The sequence below is a fragment of the Pseudomonas sp. ANT_J12 genome, from assembly GCF_008370045.1.
In the GTDB taxonomy this organism is placed as follows: Bacteria; Pseudomonadota; Gammaproteobacteria; order Pseudomonadales; family Pseudomonadaceae; genus Aquipseudomonas.
Window position 1 is genome coordinate 1,082,183 of record NZ_VOBN01000001.1, and the last position, 22,792, is coordinate 1,104,974.

Sequence of the window (22,792 nt, forward strand, 5' to 3'; positions counted from 1 at the left end):
GTTACCCAACACAATCATGACTGGCAAGCCGAATTCAGGCAGAAACTTCAGTAACCAGTTTTGCCAGCTCTTCGGCATAACCACGAACCAGTGTTTCGTCCTCGCCTTCGACCATGACCCGCACCAGAGGCTCTGTCCCTGACTTGCGCAACAGCACGCGCCCGCGACCCGCCATGGCTTGCGTAACACGCTCACTGGCCTCCTTGACCGACGGATGATCGAGAGGGCTCGCACCACCACCGAAACGGACGTTGATCAGCACCTGCGGGCACTTGCGCAACGCCTGGCGCGCCTGAGCCAGCCCTTCGGAACGCGTTCTCAGCGCCATCAACACCTGCAACGCAGCGATGATCGCGTCACCGGTCGTGGTGTGGTTGAAGCAGACGATGTGCCCGGAGTTTTCGCCACCGACCAACCAATTGCGCTCAAGCAGGTCTGCAATCACGTAACGGTCGCCAACGTTGGCACGCACGAAAGGAATCGCCAGATCCGCCAGGGCCAGTTCCAGCCCCAGGTTACTCATCAATGTGCCGACCACACCGCCCTGCAACTTGCCACGCTCATGCAGATCGCGGGCAATGATGAACAGCAACTCGTCACCATCGACGATAGCGCCCGTGTGATCGACCATCAGGACCCGATCGCCATCACCGTCGAAGGCGATACCCAGATCGGCATGCTCGGCCAGTACGGCGGCCTGGAGCTGTCCCATATGGGTCGAACCACAATTGTCGTTGATGTTCAGCCCGTTTGGCTGGGCAGACAGCACGACAACATCGGCACCCAGCTCACGAAACACACTAGGCGCCACTTTGTAGACCGCGCCATGGGCGCAGTCGATCACGATCTTCAGGCCCGCGAAGCTGGTGCCGGTCGGGACGCTGCTTTTGCAGAATTCAATGTAACGACCCGAAGCGTCGTTGATGCGCGACACTTTGCCGATCTTGCTCGACTCGACCACGGTCATTGGGGTGTCGAGCAATTCCTCGATCATCAATTCGACTTCGTCCGGAAGCTTGGTGCCTTTCCCGGAGAAAAACTTGATGCCATTGTCATCGTGAGGATTGTGCGAAGCACTGATCACGATGCCTGCTTCGGCATGGAACGTGCGCGTCAGATAGGCGATGGCCGGCGTCGGCATCGGTCCCAGCAGCATTACGTCAGCGCCTGCGGAGGTAAGCCCTGCTTCCAGCGCCGACTCGAACATGTATCCGGAGATACGCGTGTCCTTGCCTACCAGCACCTTGCAGGCGCCCATTTTGCGAAACGCCATGCCAGCCGCCCAGCCGAGCTTGAGCATGAAGTCTGGAGTAATCGGATATTGCCCGACCCGACCACGAATGCCGTCGGTACCAAAGTATTTCCTAGTCATAAGTGCCCCATCATTCTTATTCGGCTGATTCTACTGCGGCGATCATTCGCACCACATCGACTGTTTCGGCCACATCATGGACGCGCAATATACGCGCGCCCTTGACCGAAGCCAGCGCTGCGAGCGCCAGACCACCAAAAAGGCGCTCTCCGACCGGACGATTCAACGCCAGACCAATCATGCTCTTTCGCGAAACCCCGACCAACAGGGGCCGCCCCAAGGCATGGAGAGCCTCCATATGTTTGAACAAGCTTAGATTGTGCTGCAGGCTTTTTGCGAAACCGAAACCCGGATCAAGGATGATCCGCTCGGCCGGAATCCCCACTGACGCACATTGCGCCATGCGCTCGACGAGAAACTCGCCAACCTCTTTGGTCACGTCCTGATACTGCGGGTTGTCCTGCATATCGCCCGGCTCGCCGAGCATGTGCATCAGGCACACCGGGAGACCGGTGGCCGCCGCTGCATCCAGGGCGCCATCACGCCGCAAGGCGCGCACGTCATTGATCAACCCTGCCCCCAGTCGCGCGGTTTCGCGCATGACTGCCGGCGTGGAAGTATCGACCGAGATAATCACATCCAGCTCGCGATTGATGCGCTCGACAATCGGCGCAACACGTTCGAGCTCTTCAAGCGGCGAAACCGCCCTGGCGCCCGGTCGAGTCGATTCGCCACCTACATCAATCAGCGTCGCGCCAGCCGCTACCATCGCTTCAGCGTGGCGCAGCGCCGCATCGAGCTGGCTGTATCGGCCGCCGTCGGAAAAGGAATCGGGAGTGACATTGAGAATGCCCATGACATGCGTATGGGCCAAATCAAGAACCCGGTTGCCGCAAGGCAACCGGGTCAGGGACTGAACAGAAGTCATTTCAAACCTTAAACGTCAGCAGCCGGACCGCCGATCGGTGTTTCCGGACGAGGATCCTGCGCCACCGGAGGTGTTCCGGAGGAACCTGCCCCACCACCCGACCAATCGCGTGGCTCGCGAGGCGTACGGCCGGCCATGATGTCGTCGATCTGGTCAGCATCGATCGTCTCGTACTTCATCAAGGCATCAGCCATAGCATCGAGCTTGTCACGGTTATCCGTGAGAATCTGCTTGGCCGTGCCGTAGCACTGATCAATGATGCTGCGCACTTCGGAGTCAATCAGCTTGGCTGTCTCACCGGAGAAGCTTGCGCTCTGACCGCCACCGCCACGACCGAGGAACACTTCGCCCTCTTCTTCGGCGTACATCAACGGACCGAGTTTTTCCGACAGCCCCCACTTGGTCACCATGTTCCGTGCAATCTGGCTGGCACGCATGATGTCGTTGGAAGCACCCGTGGTAACGCCGTCAAAGCCCAGGGTCATCTCTTCGGCGATACGGCCACCGTACAACGAGCAGATCTGACTGATCAGTGCACGCTTGGACAGGCTGTAGCGATCTTCTTCCGGCAGGAACATGGTCACACCCAGCGCACGACCGCGCGGAATGATCGACACCTTGTAGACCGGATCATGCTCAGGCACGACGCGACCGACGATTGCGTGGCCAGCTTCGTGGTAAGCGGTGTTCTGCTTCTCTTTCTCGGACATGACCATCGATTTGCGCTCGGCGCCCATCATGATCTTGTCTTTGGCCAGTTCGAACTCTTTCATCTCGACGATGCGCTTGCCGGTACGGGCGGCGAACAACGACGCTTCGTTCACCAGGTTGGCCAGGTCAGCACCGGAGAAGCCAGGAGTGCCACGAGCGATCACGGCCGGAGCGACGTCGTCACCCATTGGCACTTTGCGCATGTGGACCTTGAGAATCTGCTCACGACCACGAATGTCCGGCAGGCCGACCACAACCTGACGGTCGAAACGGCCGGGACGCAGCAATGCAGGGTCGAGGACATCCGGACGGTTGGTGGCGGCAATGACGATGATGCCGTCATTCATTTCGAAGCCGTCCATCTCAACCAGCAACTGGTTGAGCGTCTGTTCACGCTCATCGTGACCGCCACCCATGCCGGCGCCACGATGCCGACCAACGGCGTCTATTTCATCGATGAAGATGATGCATGGCGCGTGTTTCTTGGCTTGCTCGAACATGTCGCGAACACGGCTTGCACCGACACCCACAAACATTTCAACGAAGTCGGAGCCGGAAATGGTGAAGAACGGCACCTTGGCTTCGCCGGCAATTGCCTTGGCGAGCAAGGTCTTACCGGTACCCGGAGGACCGACCATCAGCACGCCGCGAGGAATGCGGCCGCCGAGGCGCTGGAACTTGCCCGGATCGCGCAGGAACTCGACCAACTCGCCGACTTCTTCCTTGGCTTCGTCGCAACCGGCAACGTCACCCAGGGTGGTTTTTACCTGATCTTCGGAAAGCAGACGCGCCTTGCTCTTGCCGAAGCTCATCGGCCCGCCCTTGCCACCGGCACCGCCCTGCATCTGCCGCATGAAAAACATGAACACGGCGATGATCACCAGGATCGGGAAGCTTGCGACCAGGAGTTGAGTCCAGATGCTTTGCTGCTCAGGCTGCTTGCCTTCGACCACAACGTGGTTGTCCACAAGATCGCCGATCAGGCCATTGTCCTGGATTGCCGGACGAATGGTCTTGAAGCTGTCGCCATCGTTGCGCTTGCCGGTAATCACATAGCCATCCACGGCTACGCGCTCGACCTTGCCATCCTTGACCTGCTGGATGAAGTCGGAATAGTTAAGGGTCTGCGGCTCGTTAGGGCTGGAGAAGTTGTTCATCACCGTCACCAGGACAGCCGCGATGATCAACCACAGGATCAGATTCTTTGCCATATCGTTCAATTAACTACCCTCTGAAGCAAGCTCCGCTACTGGCGCGCGCTTCGCATGATATTCACCGGCCTAACTTACTACATTACCTACGACTCTGGCAGGCGCCGTCTGTAACCCTTTGTGAAACACTTTCTACACAATATTCGCTAATGCTCACGGGGCGAAATACGAAAATCCTATCGACCCGCGAAAAAACCTCGATTTACTCACTACGGCCGCGGTAGCCCCAAGCCAGCATGTATTGCTCGCGGGAACTGCCACGGGAAGAGTCCGGCTTGATCATCTGGACCTTGTCGAATTTCTGACGAGCGTCCTTCACATAAGCATCAAACCCTTCGCCCTGAAACACCTTGATCACGAAATTACCACCCGGTTTGAGTATCCGAGCCGCCAGATCAAGAGCCAGCTCACAGAGAAACATGGCTTTCGGCATGTCCACTTCAGGCGTACCACTCATATTGGGGGCCATATCGGAAATCACAAGGTCCACCTGCGAATTACCAACGGCTTCAAGGATCTGAGCGAGCACGTCGTCCCGGGTGAAGTCACCCTGGATGAAAGTCACGTCCGGAATGCTGTCCATCTCCAGGATGTCCGAGGCGATCAGACGCCCCTGACCACCGATCAGCCGACTAGTGACCTGCGACCAGCCGCCGGGCGCCGCTCCCAGGTCGACAACACTCATACCTGGACGGATCAGTTTGTATTTCTCCTGGACCTCCAGAAGCTTGTAACTCGCACGCGAACGGTAACCATCCTTCTGCGCCTGCTTCACATAGGGATCATTGACATGTCTTTGCAGCCACTTAAGGCTTGTCTTGGAACGGGCCACGGGCCACCTCGAAAATAAAACGGGTCGTGATTAACTGGGCGGTCCCGGACTCGCTCGGGTAAACTGGCCGCCGCTTTTTACAAGATCAGACGCAGGGGTCAGATTATGCCGCTCACTCAAGAGCAGAAGAAACAGTACAAATCCATTGGCCACCATCTGAAACCAGTTTTGACTGTGGCTGATAACGGTTTGACTGAAGGTGTGTTAGCCGAACTTGAACGCGCGTTGGCGGATCACGAGCTGATTAAAATCAAGCTCAACATCCTCGATCGCGAGTCGCGCTTGGCCAACATTGCAGAACTGTGCAAGGTCGGCAAAGCGGACCTGGTTCAGGTCATCGGCAAGATGGCACTGATTTACCGCAAGAACTTCAGCGTCAACAAGCAGCTGTCGAACGTCCATCGCTTCAAGTGATGGCAAGGGTCAAGGGTGTGCTTCGCGCACCCTGCCACTCCATCCAGGCACCGGTTGCAACACCAGCACCAGCCCGGAAAACCCCAGAACAAGATAGCTGAACGTTTCCCAGCGCACCGCCTCCGGCCAGCCCATGCGCACGATGAAAAACATCCCGCACGCATACAACGCCATCAACAGCAGTTGCCCGCGAATATCCCGCCATAGACTGACAAGGCCCTCGGCCTGAATCAGCACCAAAGCCTGAAAAATCACACACGCTGTGGCGAAACCGACCATCAGCGCATCCAGCATGCCTGTAATTTCGTCGATCAGCAGCGGTGCCAGGCCAATTTTGCCCAGCACCGGCAGCAAACCGATGTGCAACAACCACAAGCCGCCGACCCACAGCATCTGAGTCAACTGCCAAAGCATGACGCCCGCACGCAGCGGGCGCCTTCTTTCAGATGTGGCGGACTTCGACAATCTCGTACTCGATAACGCCGCTCGGCGTTTTCACGGCAACCACGTCACCCTCTTCCTTGGCGATCAAGGCGCGAGCCAGAGGCGAACCCACCGAGATCTTGCCCAGTTTGAAGTCAGCCTCGTCCTCACCCACGATGTGGTAAGTAACGGTTTCGTCGGTCTCGACGTTGGCGATTTCAACGGTGGTGCCGAAAATCACTTTACCGGTGTGAGGAATGGTCGTGACATCGATGATCACCGCGTTCTGCATGCGGCCTTCGATGTCACGGATCCGCGCCTCAACCATACCCTGCTGCTCGCGAGCAGCGTGGTATTCGGCGTTTTCCTTCAGGTCGCCCAACTCGCGAGCGGTGCCGATGTCCTGGCTGAGCTTCGGACGGACGACCTTGGTCAGGTGAGCGTGTTCTTCTTCCAGGGCTTTGGCGCCCTGGACGGTCATTGGGTATTTGATCATGCCTTCAATCCTGCGTGTAGGTCCTGCAAGCGGCGCACGGTCTTCTCGGGACCGAACTTCAACGCTTCGCAGATAGCTTCGCCAGCAGCAATGGTGGTGGTGCAGTAGATCTTGTGCTGCAAGGCATTACGACGAATGGAGTAGGAATCAGCGATCGACTGACGACCTTCAGTGGTGTTGATGATCAGGGTGACTTCGTCATTCTTGATCATGTCGACCACGTGCGGACGACCTTCGGTCACCTTGTTCACACGACGCACTTTCAGGCCTGCGGCTTCGATCAGCTTGGCAGTGCCGGCAGTGGCAACCACTTCGAAACCCAAGTTGATCAGATCACGCGCCACGCCTGCAACCAGTGGCTTGTCGTCGTCACGCACGCTGATGAACGCGGTACCGCCGGTCGGCAGCACTTCGCTGGCACCCATCTGGGCTTTGGCGAACGCTTCGCCGAAGGTGTCGCCCACGCCCATCACCTCACCGGTGGACTTCATCTCTGGGCCCAGGATCGGGTCCACACCAGGGAATTTGGCGAATGGGAACACCGCCTCTTTCACGCTGTAGAAGTTCGGAATGATTTCCTTGGTGAAGCCAATTTCTTTCAAGGTTTTACCAGCCATCACGCGAGCCGCGATCATGGCCAGGGAAACACCGATGCACTTGGACACGAACGGTACGGTACGAGAAGCGCGCGGGTTGACTTCGATGACGTAGATGTCTTCGCCTTGCAGCGCCAATTGCACGTTCATCAGGCCGACAACGCCCAACTCCAGAGCCATTTTCTTGACCTGTTCGCGCATCTCGTCCTGGATGTGGCCAGGCAGCGAGTACGGTGGCAGGGAGCACGCAGAGTCACCGGAGTGAACACCCGCCTGTTCGATGTGTTGCATGATCGCGCCGATCACCACATCGGTGCCGTCGCAAACTGCATCCACGTCCATTTCGATGGCGCAATTGAGGAAGTGGTCGAGCAGCACCGGGCTGTCGTTGGACACTTTCACCGCGTCACGCAGGTAGCGCTTGAGCTCTTCTTCTTCGTAGACGATTTCCATCGCGCGGCCGCCCAGTACGTAGGACGGACGAACCACCAGCGGGTAACCGATCTTGGCAGCGGCACGAATCGCTTCGTCTTCGCTGCGCACGGTGGCGTTTGGCGGCTGACGCAGGTTCAGGCGCTCAACCATTTGCTGGAAGCGCTCGCGGTCTTCGGCGCGATCGATGGCGTCAGGGCTGGTGCCGATGATCGGTACGCCGGCTTCTTCAAGGGCTCGCGCCAGTTTTAGCGGGGTCTGGCCGCCGTACTGGACGATCACGCCTTTTGGCTTCTCGACGCGGCAGATTTCCAGCACGTCTTCCAGGGTCACTGGCTCGAAGTACAGGCGATCGGAGGTGTCGTAATCAGTGGATACGGTTTCCGGGTTGCAGTTGACCATGATGGTCTCGTAACCGTCGGCGCGCAGGGCCAGTGCCGCGTGTACGCAGCAGTAGTCGAACTCGATGCCTTGGCCGATACGGTTAGGACCGCCGCCGAGGATCATGATCTTGTCGCGGCCCGTCGGCGCGGCTTCGCACTCTTCCTCGTAGGTCGAGTACATGTAGGCAGTGTCGGTGGCGAACTCGGCCGCGCAGGTGTCAACGCGCTTGTAGACCGGGAACACTTCAAGCTTGTGACGATGGCGACGCAGGTTTTTCTCGGTCACACCCAGCAGCTTGGCCAGACGCATGTCGGAGAAGCCCTTGCGCTTGAGCTTGAACATCATGTCGCGGTCGATGCTGGCCAGCCCCAGGGTCTTGACCTTCTCTTCTTCCTTGATCAGATCTTCGATCTGCACCAGGAACCATGGATCGATCATGTTCATGCCGAAGATGTCTTCGACCGACAGGCCGGCGCGGAAGGCGTCAGCCACGTACCAGATACGCTCGGCGCCTGGCACGGTCAGTTCGCGCTTGAGCACGCTCATGCTTTCCGGGTTGCTCAGGTCGAGCTTCTCGTCCAGGCCGCAAACGCCCACTTCCAGACCGCGAAGGGCTTTCTGCAGGGATTCCTGGAAAGTCCGGCCGATGGCCATGACCTCACCGACCGACTTCATTTGAGTGGTCAGGCGTGCGTCGGCTTTCGGGAATTTTTCGAAGGCGAAGCGCGGCAGCTTGGTGACGACGTAGTCGATCGACGGCTCGAAGGACGCAGGCGTAGCGCCGCCGGTGATTTCGTTCTGCAACTCGTCCAGGGTGTAGCCGATCGCCAGCTTGGCAGCGATACGCGCGATCGGGAAACCAGTGGCTTTCGAGGCCAGCGCCGAAGAGCGGGATACACGCGGGTTCATCTCGATCACGACCATACGGCCAGTGTCCGGGCAAATGCCGAACTGGACGTTGGAACCGCCGGTTTCCACGCCGATTTCACGCAGTACCGCCAACGAGGCGTTACGCATGATCTGGTATTCCTTGTCCGTCAGGGTCTGTGCTGGCGCAACAGTGATCGAGTCACCGGTGTGCACGCCCATCGGGTCGAAGTTTTCGATGGAGCAGACGATGATGCAGTTGTCCTTCTTATCGCGGACAACCTCCATCTCGTACTCTTTCCAGCCGATCAGGGATTCGTCGATCAGCAGCTCTTTGGTCGGCGACAGGTCCAGGCCACGGGCGCAGATTTCTTCGAACTCTTCGCGGTTGTAAGCGATGCCGCCGCCGGTGCCGCCCATGGTGAAGGACGGACGGATGATGCACGGGAAGCCAAGCTTCTCGAGCACTGCGTTGGCCTCTTCCATGCTGTGGGCGATACCCGAGCGCGGGCAGTCCAGGCCGATGGATTTCATCGCCTTGTCGAAGCGCGAGCGATCTTCAGCCTTGTCGATGGTGTCAGCGTTGGCGCCGATCATCTCTACGCCGAACTTCTCCAGAACGCCTTCGCGCTCCAGGTCCAGTGCGCAGTTCAGGGCAGTCTGGCCACCCATGGTCGGCAGCAGCGCGTCCGGACGCTCTTTCTCGATGATCTTGGCAACGGTCTGCCACTTGATCGGCTCGATATACGTGGCGTCGGCCATGTCCGGGTCGGTCATGATGGTCGCTGGGTTGGAGTTCACCAGGATGACGCGGTAACCCTCCTCGCGCAGGGCTTTGCAGGCCTGGGCGCCGGAGTAGTCGAATTCGCAAGCCTGGCCGATAACGATCGGGCCAGCGCCGAGAATCAGGATGCTTTTTATGTCTGTACGTTTTGGCATGGGTTTGTCACTCAAATCCGCAGGTCAGTCGGCAAGCCGTCTTGTTCAATCTGTTAAGCCTTGAGGGGGTCGCTGGTGTCAGGACCTCCCTCAAGCTTTGCTGCATCAGTGCCAGCGATTAGCGTCGCTTGGCCATTTCGTTGATGAAGCGATCAAACAGAGGCGCTACGTCGTTCGGGCCAGGGCTGGCTTCAGGGTGACCCTGGAAGCTGAAGGCGCTCTTGTCGGTACGCTCGATGCCTTGCAGGGTGCCGTCGAACAGCGATTTGTGGATCGCCCGGACGTTGGCTGGCAGGGTCGCATCGTCTACCGCAAAACCGTGGTTCTGGCTGGTGATCATCACAACGCCGGTGTCCAGGTCCTGGACCGGGTGGTTGGCGCCATGGTGGCCGTGGCCCATTTTCAGGGTCTTGGCGCCGGAGGCCAGGGCCAGCAGTTGGTGACCGAGGCAGATGCCGAACACCGGAATCTCGGTTTCGAGCACGTCCTTGATCGCCTGGATTGCGTAGTCGCAAGGCTCCGGGTCACCAGGGCCGTTGGACAGGAACACGCCGTCCGGCTTCAGCGCCAGAACGTCAACAGCAGGAGTCTGGGCTGGCACCACGGTCACGCGGCAACCGCGCGCGACCAGCATGCGCAGGATGTTCAGCTTGACGCCGTAGTCGTAGGCCACCACGTGGTAAGGCAGCTCGGAGGCGTCGATGGTCGCGTGGCTGTCGGTTTTCAAGTCCCAGACAGTCGAGCGCCACTCGTACTTCTCTTTGGTGCTGACGACTTTCGCCAGGTCCATGCCCTTGAGGCCAGGGAAGCCCTGGGCAGCGGCGATGGCGGCTTCTTCGGAGATGTTGTCGCCGGCCATGATGCAGCCATTCTGCGCGCCTTTCTCACGCAGGATGCGTGTCAGGCGGCGGGTGTCGATACCAGCGATAGCCACAACGTTGTTGGCTTTCAGGTAATCGGACAAGGACATCGTGTTACGCCAGTTGCTCGCAACCAGTGGCAAGTCACGGATGACTAGACCAGCGGACCAGACGCGGTCGGACTCGGCGTCTTCCGGTGTAGTACCGGTGTTGCCGATGTGCGGGTAAGTCAGGGTAACGATCTGTTGGGCGTAGGAAGGATCGGTAAGGATTTCCTGATAGCCGGTCATGGCGGTGTTGAACACCACCTCTCCAACGGTCTGACCGTCGGCTCCAATGGCTTCGCCGCGAAAAATGCTGCCATCAGCAAGGGCGAGTATGGCTGGCTTAGTCAAGAAGACCTCCCGTAAATAAAGCCTGAAAGGGCGATCGCAGGTTGTAAAAAAGCGGAGTGACGTATGGACACGTCACCCCGCTTCTTCACCGAATAATTCTGCGCGCTTTTAGTGGACACACTAAAGCTGTAGCTTACAGAAAAAGGCTTTTTTGGTCTACCGCCAATGAGCCTTAAAGGCCGGGGAATGCGACAGGACGTCGCTTGGCAGTGTAAAACCGGGCTCAAACGCAAGGTTTGAACCCGATTTCGGGCGCATCTTAACGCAGGTCGAGTACGTCTTGCATGTCGTAGAGGCCAGGCTCACGCCCATCCAGCCACAATGCAGCACGCACCGCACCCTTGGCGAAGGTCATGCGGCTTGATGCCTTGTGCGTGATCTCAAGGCGCTCACCCTCGCAGGCGAACAGCACCGTATGATCCCCCACCACATCACCACCGCGAACCGTGGCAAAGCCGATGGTTTCGCGCTCGCGAGCGCCGGTATGGCCTTCACGACCATAAACCGCAACCTTCTGCAGATCACGATCCAGCGCGCTGGCGATGACTTCACCCATGCGCAGCGCCGTGCCGGAAGGTGCATCGATCTTGTGCCGATGATGCGCTTCGATGATTTCGATATCCGCCTCATCGCCCAGCACACGAGCCGCCATGTCGAGCAGCTTCAATGACAGGTTCACACCCACACTGAAGTTAGCCGCGAACACGATCGGAATATCCTTGCCCGCCTCGGCCAGCAGCTGCTTCTGCGCCGCGTCCAGCCCGGTCGTACCAATCACCATGGCTTTGCCCGCCTTGCGGCAGAACGCCAGGTTTTTCAGCATGACTTCCGGCAACGTGAAGTCGATCAACACATCGAACTCTTCAGCCACCGCTTCTACATGCCCGGACAACGGCACACCAATACGCCCCAAAGAAGCCAGCTCCCCGGCATCCACGCCAATCAGCGTGCTGCCAGGGCGCACGATGGCCGCCGTCAGACCGGTCAACGGTGCGCGTTGCTGCACCGCTTCGACCAGGATTTTGCCCATGCGCCCGGCAGCGCCCATCACCGCAATACGTCGCATGCTCACTCCTTACAAATCGCCGAAGAAGCGCTTCACGCCTTCGAACCAACCGGTGGTTTTCGGCGAATGGCTGTTGTCGTCCGCCAGGGAGCTGCGGAACTCTTCGAGCAATTCACGCTGACGACGACCCAGGTTGACCGGGGTTTCCACCGCCACGCGACACATCAAGTCACCCGCACCGCCGCCACGCACCGGCGCAACGCCTTTGCCGCGAACACGGAACTGTTTGCCGGTCTGGGTCCCTTCCGGGATTTTCAGTTTGACCCGACCATCGAGGGTCGGAATCTCCAGCTCGCCGCCCAATGCCGCGTCGACGAAACTGATCGGCACTTCGCAGAACAGATGCTTGCCGTCGCGCTGGAAGATCGCGTGCTCGCGCACGTTGATCACCACGTACAGGTCGCCAGTTGGGCCACCCTGGGCGCCCGCCTCGCCTTCGCCAGACAGGCGAATGCGGTCACCGGTATCAACACCGGCCGGCACTTTGACGGAAAGGGTTTTGTACTCTTCGACGCGACCTTCGCCGTGGCAGGAGTCGCACGGATCGGAAATGATCTTGCCCTGGCCATGGCAGCGCGGGCAAGTCTGCTGCACCGAGAAGAAGCCTTGTTGCATACGGACCTGACCGATACCGCCGCACGTCGGGCAGGTGATCGGCGAGGAGCCTTTCTTGGCCCCCGAACCGTCGCAAGGCTTGCAGTTGACCAGTGTCGGAACGCGGATATTCACGGTCGTGCCACGCACCGCTTCTTCCAGGTTCAGCTCCAGGGTGTAACGCAGGTCGCTGCCGCGCTGAGCGCCGCCACGAGAACCACCGAAGAAGTCACTGAAGACATCGCCAAAGATATCGGAGAAGTTCTGACCGCCAAAACCGGCACCGCCGCCACCCATGCTCGGGTCGACACCGGCATGACCGTACTGGTCGTAAGCCGCGCGCTTGCTGGAATCGGACAGCACTTCGTAGGCCTCGTTGGCCTCCTTGAACATGTCTTCCGATGCTTTGTCATCGGGATTACGGTCCGGGTGATGCTTCATCGCCAGGCGACGGTAGGCCTTTTTCAGGTCTGCTTCGCTTGAGCCGCGCTCAACACCCAATACTTCGTAATAGTCACGCTTTGCCATAAGTCTTTGCACTCTTAAGGACGTTCGGCAAACCCCTCCTGAGCTTCGCCAAACTCGTTGAGCCCCAATACAGGCCCGGACCCAACTCACGTCAATTCAACGATCCTGGTCTTTGTTCATTGCGGTACTTTCGGCGCGAAAAGCAGGAGCATTCCCGGCCATACCGCCAGCACCCGAGCGTTGTCGCATGCTGTAAAAAATCGCTAACTCCAGACACGCCAACGCGGGAGCAAGCTCCCGCGCGGCGACATCCTACCAGTCACCGCCCAAAGGCAGTCAACCGGCCGACCAACAACTTACTTGTGGTCTTTGACTTCTTCGAACTCAGCGTCGACGACGTCGTCAGCCTTCTCAGCCGATTCGCCTTGCGGTGCAGCGCCTTCAGCAGGCTGGGCCTGTTCGGCGTACATTTTCTGAGCCACTGGCGCGGAGACTTTCGACAGTTCTTCAACCTTGGCGTCGATTGCAGCCTTGTCGTCGCCTTTGACGGCGGCTTCCAGGGCAACAACGGCTGCTTCGATTGCAGTCTTCTCTTCAGCGCTTACTTTGTCGCCAGCGTCAGCGACCATTTTGCGCGTCGAGTGAACCAGTGCATCGCCCTGGTTACGGGCAGCGGCCAGCTCTTCGAACTGACGATCAGCGTCGACGTTGGCTTCAGCATCACGAATCATCTGCTGAATTTCTTCCTCGGACAGACCCGAGTTAGCCTTGATCACGATCGACTGAGTCTTGCCGGTGGCCTTGTCTTTGGCGCCTACGTGCAGGATGCCGTTGGCGTCGATGTCGAAGGTCACTTCAATTTGTGGCACGCCACGTGGTGCTGGTGGAATCTCGGCCAGGTCGAACTTGCCCAGGGACTTGTTCTGAGCCGCTTGCTTACGCTCACCTTGCAGCACGTGAATAGTCACAGCGCCCTGGTTGTCGTCGGCAGTCGAGAACACTTGCGATTTCTTGGTAGGAATCGTGGTGTTTTTCTCGATCAGCGCGGTCATCACGCCGCCCATGGTTTCGATACCCAGGGTCAGTGGGCTGACGTCCAACAGCAGAACGTCTTTCACGTCGCCGGCCAATACCGCGCCCTGGATAGCAGCACCCATGGCAACGGCTTCGTCCGGGTTCACGTCTTTACGCGCTTCTTTACCGAAGAACTCGGTCACCAGCTTCTGAACCAGTGGCATACGGGTCTGACCGCCGACCAGGATCACGTCGTTGATTGCGCCAACGTCGATACCGGAGTCTTTCAGAGCGATGCGGCAAGGTTCGATGGTGCGTTGAACCAGGTCTTCCACCAGCGCTTCAAGCTTGGCGCGGGAGATTTTCACGTTCAAGTGCTTAGGACCGGTGGCGTCTGCAGTGATGTACGGCAGGTTCACGTCGGTCGAATTGCTCGAAGACAGTTCGATCTTGGCTTTTTCAGCGGCTTCTTTCAGGCGCTGCATGGCCAGCGGGTCACCTTTGAGGTTCATGCCGCTTTCTTTCTTGAATTCGTCGACGAGGTAGTCGATCAGACGGATGTCAAAGTCTTCACCACCCAGGAACGTGTCACCGTTGGTGGCCAACACTTCGAACTGATGCTCGCCATCGACTTCAGCGATTTCGATTACGGAAACGTCGAAAGTACCGCCGCCCAAGTCGTAAACGATCACGGTGTGATCGCCCTTCGCCTTGTCCATACCGTAAGCCAGAGCGGCTGCGGTTGGTTCGTTGATGATACGTTTAACGTCCAGGCCCGCGATGCGGCCGGCGTCTTTGGTGGCCTGACGCTGGCTGTCGTTGAAGTAGGCCGGAACGGTGATCACCGCTTCGGTCACTGGCTCGCCGAGGTAGTCTTCGGCGGTCTTCTTCATTTTCTTCAGGATTTCAGCCGAGATCTGTGGCGGCGACATTTTCTGGCCGTTCACTTCAACCCATGCGTCGCCGTTGTCAGCCTTGGCGATTTTGTACGGGACCATCTTGATGTCTTTCTGTACGACTTCTTCGTCGAACTTACGACCGATCAGACGCTTCACCGCGTACAGGGTGTTGTGCGGATTGGTCACAGCCTGACGCTTGGCCGATTGACCAACGAGGATCTCACCATCGTTGGCGTAAGCGATGATCGACGGCGTGGTACGCGCGCCTTCAGCGTTTTCAATGACTTTGGCTACGCCGTTTTCCAGCACGGAGACGCAGGAGTTGGTGGTCCCCAGGTCGATACCGATAATTTTGCCCATGTTAACTCTCCCGAAACTTTGGATTTGGTTGCCGCAGCAGTGGTGGCTAACTGCGGTAGCACTTAAACGCTTGACTTATAAATGGGGGCCTTGCGGCTGATTTCAAGCCTGCTCATCAATCGAAGGCGAAACCGGCGCAGGTGCCTTGCTGACCACAACCATGGCCGGGCGCAGCAAACGACCGTTAAGCTGATAGCCCTTCTGAAACACCTTGAGCACGCTGTTCGGCTCAACATCGGCGCTTTCTTGCATGGCCATTGCCTGATGATGAACGGCGTTGAACGGTTCGCCATGCGGATCGATTGCTTCCAACTGATAACGCTTCAGGGTGTCCTGGAACATTTTCAGGGTCAGCTCGATGCCTTCGCGCATTGGGCGGATGCTTTCGTCATCCGGATTGGACAACTCTAGGCCACGCTCCAGGCTGTCGATGATCGGCAGCAAGTCGCCGGCGAATTTTTCCAGCGCGAATTTGTGAGCCTTTTCGACATCCTGCTCGGCGCGACGGCGGACGTTCTGCAGATCAGCCGCTACACGCAAAGCCTGATCATGAGCACCCGCCAGTTGCTCTTCGAGCACTTGTACACGCGCCGCCAGTTCATCACCCGAAACCTGGGCGGCCTGATCGGCGTCGAGATTTTGCGTATCCACTGTCTGTTCGTCAGCCATAGAATTTCTCCTTTCAATAACGTCCGCGAGCTCAACTCGCGCTTCTGCCCAGCTATATGGGGTCGCAAAATTCAGCTTCAAGGGGTTTGCGGTGATTAACCCTACAAAAAGCACTGCATTGTCATTCCCTGATGCGCTAACGATTTCGTCGGATCAAGCAAAACGAGCTAAGAGAGGGCATTGTCAGCCACAAATAAAACACTGTATAAATAACCAGACCTAAAGCCTGGGAGCGGCCTTTATGCTGGTGCACCTGTCCGTACACAACTACGCCATCGTTGAACATCTCGATCTCGAACTCGATCGCGGGATGAGCGTGATCACAGGGGAAACCGGCGCCGGCAAGTCGATCATGCTCGATGCCCTGGGCCTGACCCTGGGCGATCGCGCCGACAGCGGCGTGGTTCGCCCCGGCGCCGACAAGGCCGATATCCTGGCGACCTTTGACCTGATCGATATCCCGGAAGCCAGTGCCTGGCTGGCCGAACGCGACCTGGAAAGCGACGGCCCGTGCATCCTGCGCCGGGTGATCACCGCTGAAGGCCGTTCACGCGGCTATATCAACGGCACGCCCTGCCCGCTTGGCGATCTCAAGGCTCTGGGCGAATTGCTGATCGATATCCACAGCCAGCACGAACACCAATCCCTGCTCAAGACCGATACCCACCGCCGCTTGCTCGACGAGTACGCCGGCGCCACGGACCTTGCCCGCCAGGTTCAGCTGGCGGCCCAGCGCTGGCGCCAGACTCGTCAGGAGCTGGAACGCCTCTCCAACTCCGGCGACGAGCAGCGTGCTCGCCACCAATTGCTGAGCTATCAACTTGAAGAGCTGGAAAACCTCGGCCTCGGCGAAAACGAACTGGAGCAACTGGAACAGGAACACAAGAACCTGACCAATGCGGAAACGCTGCTAGGCATCTGCCGACAAGTGGTCGAGCAATGCAGCGAAAGTGATTCCGGCAATGTACTCAACGCACTGACCGCCAGCCTCAACCGGCTGTCGAGCGTGAACAACTCGATCAGCGCCCTGGGGGAGGCCAGCAGCCTGCTGACCAGTGCGCAGATCCAGGTTGAAGAAGCCGTCGGCGAACTGAACCGCTTCCTCGATAACTTCGACGCCGACCCGGCACGCCTGCAATACCTGGAAGAACGTCTCGACGCGATCTACACCCTGGCGCGCAAACACCGCATCCAGCCAACCGAAGTCGCCGAGATGCAGCAAAAGCTGCTGGATGAAATCGAAACTCTCAATGCCAACGACGAATCCATCGAACGCCTGAGCGATGAACTGGCGTCCTATGCCCGTCATTATCAAGCGAAGGCGCGCGACCTGAGCGACCTGCGCCATCAAGCCTCAGGCAGTCTGGCCAGCGCGGTGGAACAGGAAATCCAGCGTCTGGGCATGCCCGGCGGGCGCTTCACCATCGAGTTGCGCCCCAATACCAGCAACGAATTGCTGCCCAATGGACTTGAACAGGTAGAACTGTTGGTCAGCGCCAACCCCGGACAACCGATGAAAGCCTTGGCGAAAGTGGCGTCGGGCGGCGAACTGTCCCGAATCAGCCTTGCGATCCAGGTCATCACCGCACAGACCTCCCGGGTTCCAACTCTGGTGTTCGACGAAGTGGACGTGGGCATCGGCGGGCCGACTGCCGAGATCGTCGGCCAGTTGCTGAGACGACTCGGGGAGCGCGGGCAGGTATTAACGGTCACTCACCTGCCGCAAGTGGCGGCGCAAGGTCACCAGCATTTATTCGTGCACAAAGTGCGCGGCGAAGATGCCACCCACACGGCGGTGTCCAAGTTGAGCAAAACCCATCGTGTCGAAGAAGTCGCGCGTATGCTCGGGGGCATCGATCTCACGAAGGAATCCCTGGCTCACGCGAAGAAAATGGTCATCACCGCGAAAATTTAAGCGCGGCAGAAAGCACGAAGGCGACCCTGGGGTCGCCTTCGCTCGTTTCGCGAACATCCTGTTCGCGCGACATACTTACTTTTTCTTGCGTACGTACAGCACGAGATTGTGATCCACCATCTCGAAACCGTACTTATCGACGATCGCCTTCTGAAGACGCTCGATTTCTTCGTCGAAGAATTCGATCACTTCACTGGTTTCGACGTTGACCATATGGTCGTGATGCTTGCCGTCGTCCAGTTCGAAGACCGCGTGACCGCCGTCGAAGTTGTGTCGCACCACAAGGCCAGCTGCCTCGAACTGAGTCAGTACACGGTAAACCGTGGCCAGACCGACGTCCTCACCAGCCTCCATCAGGGCCTTGTAGACATCCTCGGCACTCATGTGGCGTTGCTCGGCGGAATCGAGCATTTGCAGAATTTTGACCCGTGGCAGGGTCACTTTGAGGCCGGCTTTTCGTAGTTCGCTATTTTCAACCATGGTCAGCTTTCTCGCGATGCTGCTTCGCAGCTTCTCTTAATGCGGGTATGATCGGCGTTTACGTTGTCCCAGCCAAGATAGTGGAAGTCGCCCACCGATGCAAAACACCAAGCTCTTGCTAACCAGTTTCACCTTCGTGGGACTGCTCGCACTCGCCGGTTGTTCATTCCCCGGGGTTTACAAAATCGACATCCAGCAGGGCAATGTCGTCACGCAGGACATGATAGACCAGTTACGCCCGGGAATGACCCGTCGGCAAGTACGGTTTATCATGGGCAACCCTCTGCTGACCGACACGTTCCATGCCGATCGCTGGGATTACCTGTATAGCCTGCAACCGGGTGGTGGTGAACGCCAACAGGAACGCATAAGCGTTATCTTCAACCCTAATGACCAGCTTGTCAGCCTGTCAGGCGACTTCATGCCTGGCGTGAGCCGCGACGAAGCCATTCTCGGCAAGGAACCCGGCACTACCGTGACCGCTCCTGCAGAAAACACCGAGAAGCCAAAACCGGAAAAACCGGTGAAGCCAGGTTCGCTGCTGGACCAGATCCAGAAGGACGTCGACGGCGTAGAAACCGTTCCCGTCCCAAGTCCGGAACCGCTGGACACCACGCCGCAATAATTTGCGACGCAATAAAAAACCCGGCATGTCCGGGTTTTTTATTGTCAGGCGATTAGTGGATCACTGATTTCGCGCTTTGGCCTCGGCGGCCTTGGCAGCGCGCAAGCGGCGAACTTCTTTTGGATCGGCGAGCAACGGGCGGTAAATCTCGATGCGCTCGCCCGCCAGAACCACGCGAGCGTCAGGATCCGCAATCGCCTTGCCGAAGATCCCGACCGGACAACTGGCCAAGTCCAGTTCAGGAAACTCGGCACCTACGCCGGATTTGCGTAACGCATCCCGAACCGTCGCACCCGCCGGCACCGTCACGCTCAGCAACACCTGGCGATCGACGGCGGCATACACCACTTCAACCTCGAGCACCGACTCAACCATGCATCTGCTTGGCGCGCTGACAGAACGCGTCCACCAGCGTATTGGCGGCCTGATTGAATAGCGGCCCCAGCGTCGCCCGCACGATTGGCCCGGCGTAGTCGAACGACAGGTCCAGGCTTATTTTGCAGGCCTTCTCACCCAAAGGCTTGAACACCCAGACGCCATGCAACTGGTTAAACGGGCCTTCCTCGAGGTTCATCTCGATCGAATGCCCGGGCACCAGGGTGTTGCGCGTCACGAAATGCTGGCTCAGCCCACCCTTGGCCACGCCGACACTGGCACGCATGTGTTCAGGGGAGCTCTCCAGAACCTCCGCCGCGGAGCACCACGGCAGGAATTCCGGATAACGCGCCACGTCGTTGACCAGGTCATAGAGGGCTTGCGCCGGGTACGGCAACAGGGCCGAACGTTGAATATGTGTCGTCATGTCAGCGTCACTTCCACAGCTGGGCGGCAAACACTACGAGAATGCCGATGGGCGCCACATAGCGCATCAAGAACAAAGACAGGGCAAACAGAACCGGGCTGCGGATCGACAACTCGTCGCGCACCGCGTCACGCCCCATGATCCAGCCTGCAAACACCACGAAACACAAACCACCGAGTGGCAACATGATCCGTGAGGTGAAGAAATCGATCACACCAAAGAAGTCCAGACCGCCAGCAGCTCCCCATTGGTAGAGATGGAACATCCCGCCTTCGTTCACGAAAAATTTGGCTTCCTTCCAGATATTGAAGGAAAACACCGTGCCCAGACCGACGAACCAGCAGATGAATGCCAGCCAGAAAGTCACCCAGGCACGGCTGATTTTGGTGCGCTCAACCAGATACGCCACCATCGGTTCGAGCAATGAAATCGCCGAACTCCAGGCCGCAACCGCCACCAGCACGAAGAACACTACGCCCATCAACTGACCGAACGCTACGTTACCAAAGGCAAATGGCAGGCTGACGAACATCAAGCCAGGACCTTCGCTCGGGTTCAGGCCCGCTGCGAACACAATCGGAAACAATGCCAGACCGGCCACCAGCGATACAAAGGTATCGAGCAGCGCCACGCCAACCACTGTGCCGGAAATCGACGAGTTCTTCGGCATATAAGCGCCGTAGATCATGATCGAACCAACGCCCACGCTCAGGGAGAAGAACGCGTGCCCCATGGCGGGCAGCAAGCCGTCGAGGACTTTTTCCGGGTGGAAGTCGAACATGAAATGCACGCCTTCCATGAAGTGGCCGGTGGTCATGCTGTAACCCAGCAGCACAATCACCATCACGAACAGCAGCGGCATCATGATGCGCAGGCTGCGCTCAAGCCCGGCGACCACGCCTTTGGCGATCACCACGGCGGACAGCAGCATGAAAATCGTGTGCCAAAGTGTCAGGCGCCATGGATCGGCGATCACATTGCCGAAATACGCGCCAACCTGATCCGCCGTCACGCCCTGAAAGTCGCCACGGCCCATGTCGATGATGTAATCCAGCGACCAGCCGCCGACCACACTATAGAAAGACAGGATCAGCAACGCCGTGATCATCCCCGCGAACGCGCCCCAGGACCATCTCCCGGAATGCCCCGCCTCCAGCGCCAATACCTTCAAGGCGTTGGCCGGACTTTGCCGGGCGCGGCGGCCAATCAGGGTTTCGGCCAGCATGACCGGCACACCGATCAACGCGATGCAGGCCAGAAACATGAGCACGAACGCACCGCCGCCATAGACGCCGACCATGTACGGGAATTTCCAGATGCTACCCAGGCCCACGGCCGAACCGGTCGCGGCGAGTATGAAGACCCAGCGGCTAGCCCAACTGCCGTGGACAGAAACCTTGTCTGTCGACATCGTTATCACGCCCAAGCGTTCAAAAAAGAGGCCGCATTGTCCGGGATTCAATCAACCTGCTCAAGCACGTAGCGATACCGTAGCCGACTTGCGTGCAACTCCCTATAATGCCGCCCCTATGGCTAAACAGAAGAAACACCCAACAGGGACCATCGCGCAAAATAAAAAGGCGCGACACGATTACTTCATCGAGCATAAGTTCGAGGCTGGTCTGGTCCTGGCCGGCTGGGAAGTAAAAAGTCTGCGGGCAAGCAAGCTGCAACTGGTTGACAGTTATGTCCTGCTCAAGGATGGCGAAGCCTGGCTGCTCGGCAGCCACATTACGCCGCTGATGACGGCCAGCACCCACGTCATCGCAGATCCGACCCGCACCCGCAAATTGCTGCTCAACCGCCGCGAGCTGGAAAAGCTCGCCACGGCCGTGCAGCAAAAAGGTTACGCCTGCGTATGCCTGTCCTGGTACTGGAGCAAGCACATGGTCAAGTGCGAGATCGCTCTGGGCAAGGGCAAGAAGGAATACGACAAGCGTGATACCGAGCGCGAACGCGACGCCGGTCGCGAGTTGCAGCGCGCGGTGCGGAACAAGGGCAAGGAAGATTAGTCTTCTGGCCTGATCCCGGCTCCTGTGGCGAGGGAGCTTGCTCCCGTTCGGCTGCGAAGCCGTCGCCCAAGCGAGGGCAGCTTCGCACCCCAGCGGGAGCAAGCTCCCTCGCCACATTGAAACCCATCGACCAAATCACATCCCCTTGCGCCGCTCCGCCCGAGCCATGCGCTGCACTTCCTGACGCACTTCTTCCAGCACTTCCTGCACATACAAAATGTGACGACTGGAGACTTCCCGCGCCTGCTCCGCCCGCCCTTCGATAATCGCCAGGTACAACTCGCGATGCTGACTGATCAGCATGTCCCGCGTCTCGGTACGTTGTTTGTACATGCCGCCAATGTTGGTCACCACGTTGCGCTTGAGCAGGTCGAACAGCCCGCGAATGGTGTGCAACAACACGGCGTTGTGGCTGGCTTCGGCGATGGCCAGGTGGAATTTTGCATCCGCCGCGCCCTCTTCTATCCGGCTCACCTCATCGTGACGGGTGTAGCAATCCTGCAATTCGTCGAACGCCGCCGTCAGCCGTTCGCGATCAACATCCGTAGCACGCAACGCCGCGTAATAAGCGCAGGACGCTTCCAGCGTATGACGAAACTCCAGCAGGTCGCGCTGGGCCTCGGGATTGCTTTCCAGCAGATGCAGCAGCGGATCGCTGAACGTCGAGCCCAGGGAATCCACCACATAATTGCCACCGCCCTGGCGACTGACCAGCAAGCCCTTGGCCGCCAGTTTCTGAATCGCTTCGCGCAACGAAGGGCGTGATACGCCGAACTGCTCGGCCAACGCGCGTTCGGCCGGCAAGCGCTCACCGGACTTCAGCGTGCCCTCGAGAATCATCCCCTCGAGCCGCTCGACAATATCGTCAGACAAACGGCGCTGACGAATCTGATCAAACCCCATAACTCAATTCTCCACGATCCCGGCAGCTCGCCGGGCTCTCTATTCTGGCCTATCGGCGCTGCGGCAGCACCTACCAGACGACGCCTGAGCGAACAGCTCAGATGCGTTCTGCACCGCTTATTCGACAAAAGTTTTAGGGCGACAAATTGACACACCGCCTTCAAGGCTTTTACCCTAGCCAACAG

At 58.5% G+C, this 22,792-nt stretch carries 21 protein-coding genes; 4 read left to right on the forward strand and 17 right to left on the reverse strand.

The window, feature by feature from the left end:
• Positions 1 to 34: 34 nt before the first annotated feature.
• From glmM to rlmE, 4 genes are all read right to left on the reverse strand, one after another.
• Positions 35 to 1,372 (reverse strand): phosphoglucosamine mutase, encoded by a 1,338-nt coding sequence (glmM, locus tag FQ192_RS05250; protein ID WP_149657641.1) that lies wholly within the window; start codon positions 1,370 to 1,372, stop codon positions 35 to 37.
• A 16-nt stretch (positions 1,373 to 1,388) separates the two neighbouring features.
• A complete protein-coding gene (folP, locus tag FQ192_RS05255; protein WP_149657642.1) occupies positions 1,389 to 2,240 on the reverse strand; it encodes a dihydropteroate synthase in 852 nt (283 codons plus the stop codon).
• An 8-nt stretch (positions 2,241 to 2,248) separates the two neighbouring features.
• Positions 2,249 to 4,162: an ATP-dependent zinc metalloprotease FtsH gene (ftsH, locus tag FQ192_RS05260; protein ID WP_149657643.1), complete on the reverse strand. Its 1,914-nt coding sequence runs from the start codon at positions 4,160 to 4,162 to the stop codon at positions 2,249 to 2,251.
• 202 nt (positions 4,163 to 4,364) lie between these two features.
• Complete coding sequence (rlmE, locus tag FQ192_RS05265; protein WP_020299918.1) at positions 4,365 to 4,994, reverse strand: 23S rRNA (uridine(2552)-2'-O)-methyltransferase RlmE; 630 nt, start codon at positions 4,992 to 4,994, stop codon at positions 4,365 to 4,367.
• A 105-nt stretch (positions 4,995 to 5,099) separates the two neighbouring features.
• On the opposite strand from rlmE, the gene FQ192_RS05270 reads away from it, so the two are divergent.
• A complete protein-coding gene (locus tag FQ192_RS05270) occupies positions 5,100 to 5,408 on the forward strand; it encodes a YhbY family RNA-binding protein (RefSeq protein WP_008005472.1) in 309 nt (102 codons plus the stop codon).
• A 9-nt stretch (positions 5,409 to 5,417) separates the two neighbouring features.
• Here FQ192_RS05270 and FQ192_RS05275 read toward each other — a convergent pair whose 3' ends face one another.
• From FQ192_RS05275 to grpE, 8 genes are all read right to left on the reverse strand, one after another.
• The gene (locus FQ192_RS05275) at positions 5,418 to 5,822 is read right to left on the reverse strand and encodes an MFS transporter (RefSeq protein WP_149657644.1); all 405 of its coding nucleotides are present in this window, start codon (positions 5,820 to 5,822) and stop codon (positions 5,418 to 5,420) included.
• 28 nt (positions 5,823 to 5,850) lie between these two features.
• On the reverse strand, positions 5,851 to 6,327 hold the full coding sequence (greA, locus tag FQ192_RS05280) for a transcription elongation factor GreA (protein WP_054050053.1): 477 nt from the start codon (positions 6,325 to 6,327) through the stop codon (positions 5,851 to 5,853).
• Entirely contained in the window at positions 6,324 to 9,545 is a 3,222-nt protein-coding gene (gene carB / locus FQ192_RS05285) for a carbamoyl-phosphate synthase large subunit (protein WP_123516477.1), read from the reverse strand. Before carB ends, greA begins: the two co-directional genes overlap by 4 nt.
• Before the next feature lie 118 nt (positions 9,546 to 9,663).
• Positions 9,664 to 10,800: a glutamine-hydrolyzing carbamoyl-phosphate synthase small subunit gene (carA, locus tag FQ192_RS05290; RefSeq protein ID WP_149657645.1), complete on the reverse strand. Its 1,137-nt coding sequence runs from the start codon at positions 10,798 to 10,800 to the stop codon at positions 9,664 to 9,666.
• A 259-nt stretch (positions 10,801 to 11,059) separates the two neighbouring features.
• A complete protein-coding gene (gene dapB / locus FQ192_RS05295) occupies positions 11,060 to 11,866 on the reverse strand; it encodes a 4-hydroxy-tetrahydrodipicolinate reductase (protein WP_133838474.1) in 807 nt (268 codons plus the stop codon).
• A gap of 9 nt (positions 11,867 to 11,875) precedes the next feature.
• Entirely contained in the window at positions 11,876 to 12,988 is a 1,113-nt protein-coding gene (gene dnaJ, locus FQ192_RS05300) for a molecular chaperone DnaJ (protein ID WP_149657646.1), read from the reverse strand.
• 296 nt (positions 12,989 to 13,284) lie between these two features.
• Positions 13,285 to 15,201: a molecular chaperone DnaK gene (dnaK, locus tag FQ192_RS05305; protein ID WP_054050062.1), complete on the reverse strand. Its 1,917-nt coding sequence runs from the start codon at positions 15,199 to 15,201 to the stop codon at positions 13,285 to 13,287.
• A gap of 102 nt (positions 15,202 to 15,303) precedes the next feature.
• Positions 15,304 to 15,870 (reverse strand): nucleotide exchange factor GrpE, encoded by a 567-nt coding sequence (grpE, locus tag FQ192_RS05310; protein ID WP_149657647.1) that lies wholly within the window; start codon positions 15,868 to 15,870, stop codon positions 15,304 to 15,306.
• Positions 15,871 to 16,111: 241 nt separating this feature from the next.
• Between grpE and recN the strand changes: the two genes are divergently transcribed.
• Positions 16,112 to 17,785 carry a DNA repair protein RecN gene (gene recN, locus FQ192_RS05315; protein ID WP_149657648.1) on the forward strand — a complete coding sequence of 558 codons (1,674 nt, stop codon included), beginning with the start codon at positions 16,112 to 16,114 and terminating at the stop codon, positions 17,783 to 17,785.
• A 75-nt stretch (positions 17,786 to 17,860) separates the two neighbouring features.
• Here recN and fur read toward each other — a convergent pair whose 3' ends face one another.
• The gene (gene fur / locus FQ192_RS05320; protein ID WP_003197684.1) at positions 17,861 to 18,265 is read right to left on the reverse strand and encodes a ferric iron uptake transcriptional regulator; all 405 of its coding nucleotides are present in this window, start codon (positions 18,263 to 18,265) and stop codon (positions 17,861 to 17,863) included.
• Between the two features lie 97 nt (positions 18,266 to 18,362).
• Between fur and FQ192_RS05325 the strand changes: the two genes are divergently transcribed.
• Entirely contained in the window at positions 18,363 to 18,890 is a 528-nt protein-coding gene (locus tag FQ192_RS05325; RefSeq protein ID WP_054050068.1) for an outer membrane protein assembly factor BamE, read from the forward strand.
• A 60-nt stretch (positions 18,891 to 18,950) separates the two neighbouring features.
• On the opposite strand, the gene FQ192_RS05330 is transcribed toward FQ192_RS05325, so the two are convergent.
• The 3 genes from FQ192_RS05330 to FQ192_RS05340 are packed head-to-tail and all read right to left on the reverse strand — an operon-like array spanning position 18,951 to position 21,103.
• Positions 18,951 to 19,265 carry an RnfH family protein gene (locus FQ192_RS05330; protein WP_149657649.1) on the reverse strand — a complete coding sequence of 105 codons (315 nt, stop codon included), beginning with the start codon at positions 19,263 to 19,265 and terminating at the stop codon, positions 18,951 to 18,953.
• Positions 19,258 to 19,692: a type II toxin-antitoxin system RatA family toxin gene (locus FQ192_RS05335; RefSeq protein ID WP_054050071.1), complete on the reverse strand. Its 435-nt coding sequence runs from the start codon at positions 19,690 to 19,692 to the stop codon at positions 19,258 to 19,260. Before FQ192_RS05335 ends, FQ192_RS05330 begins: the two co-directional genes overlap by 8 nt.
• Before the next feature lie 7 nt (positions 19,693 to 19,699).
• The gene (locus tag FQ192_RS05340; RefSeq protein WP_149657650.1) at positions 19,700 to 21,103 is read right to left on the reverse strand and encodes a sodium-dependent transporter; all 1,404 of its coding nucleotides are present in this window, start codon (positions 21,101 to 21,103) and stop codon (positions 19,700 to 19,702) included.
• Positions 21,104 to 21,221: 118 nt separating this feature from the next.
• On the opposite strand from FQ192_RS05340, the gene smpB reads away from it, so the two are divergent.
• Entirely contained in the window at positions 21,222 to 21,704 is a 483-nt protein-coding gene (gene smpB, locus FQ192_RS05345; RefSeq protein ID WP_008149046.1) for an SsrA-binding protein SmpB, read from the forward strand.
• Positions 21,705 to 21,839: 135 nt separating this feature from the next.
• Here smpB and FQ192_RS05355 read toward each other — a convergent pair whose 3' ends face one another.
• Positions 21,840 to 22,607: an FCD domain-containing protein gene (locus FQ192_RS05355; protein WP_149657651.1), complete on the reverse strand. Its 768-nt coding sequence runs from the start codon at positions 22,605 to 22,607 to the stop codon at positions 21,840 to 21,842.
• Positions 22,608 to 22,792 lie beyond the last annotated feature (185 nt).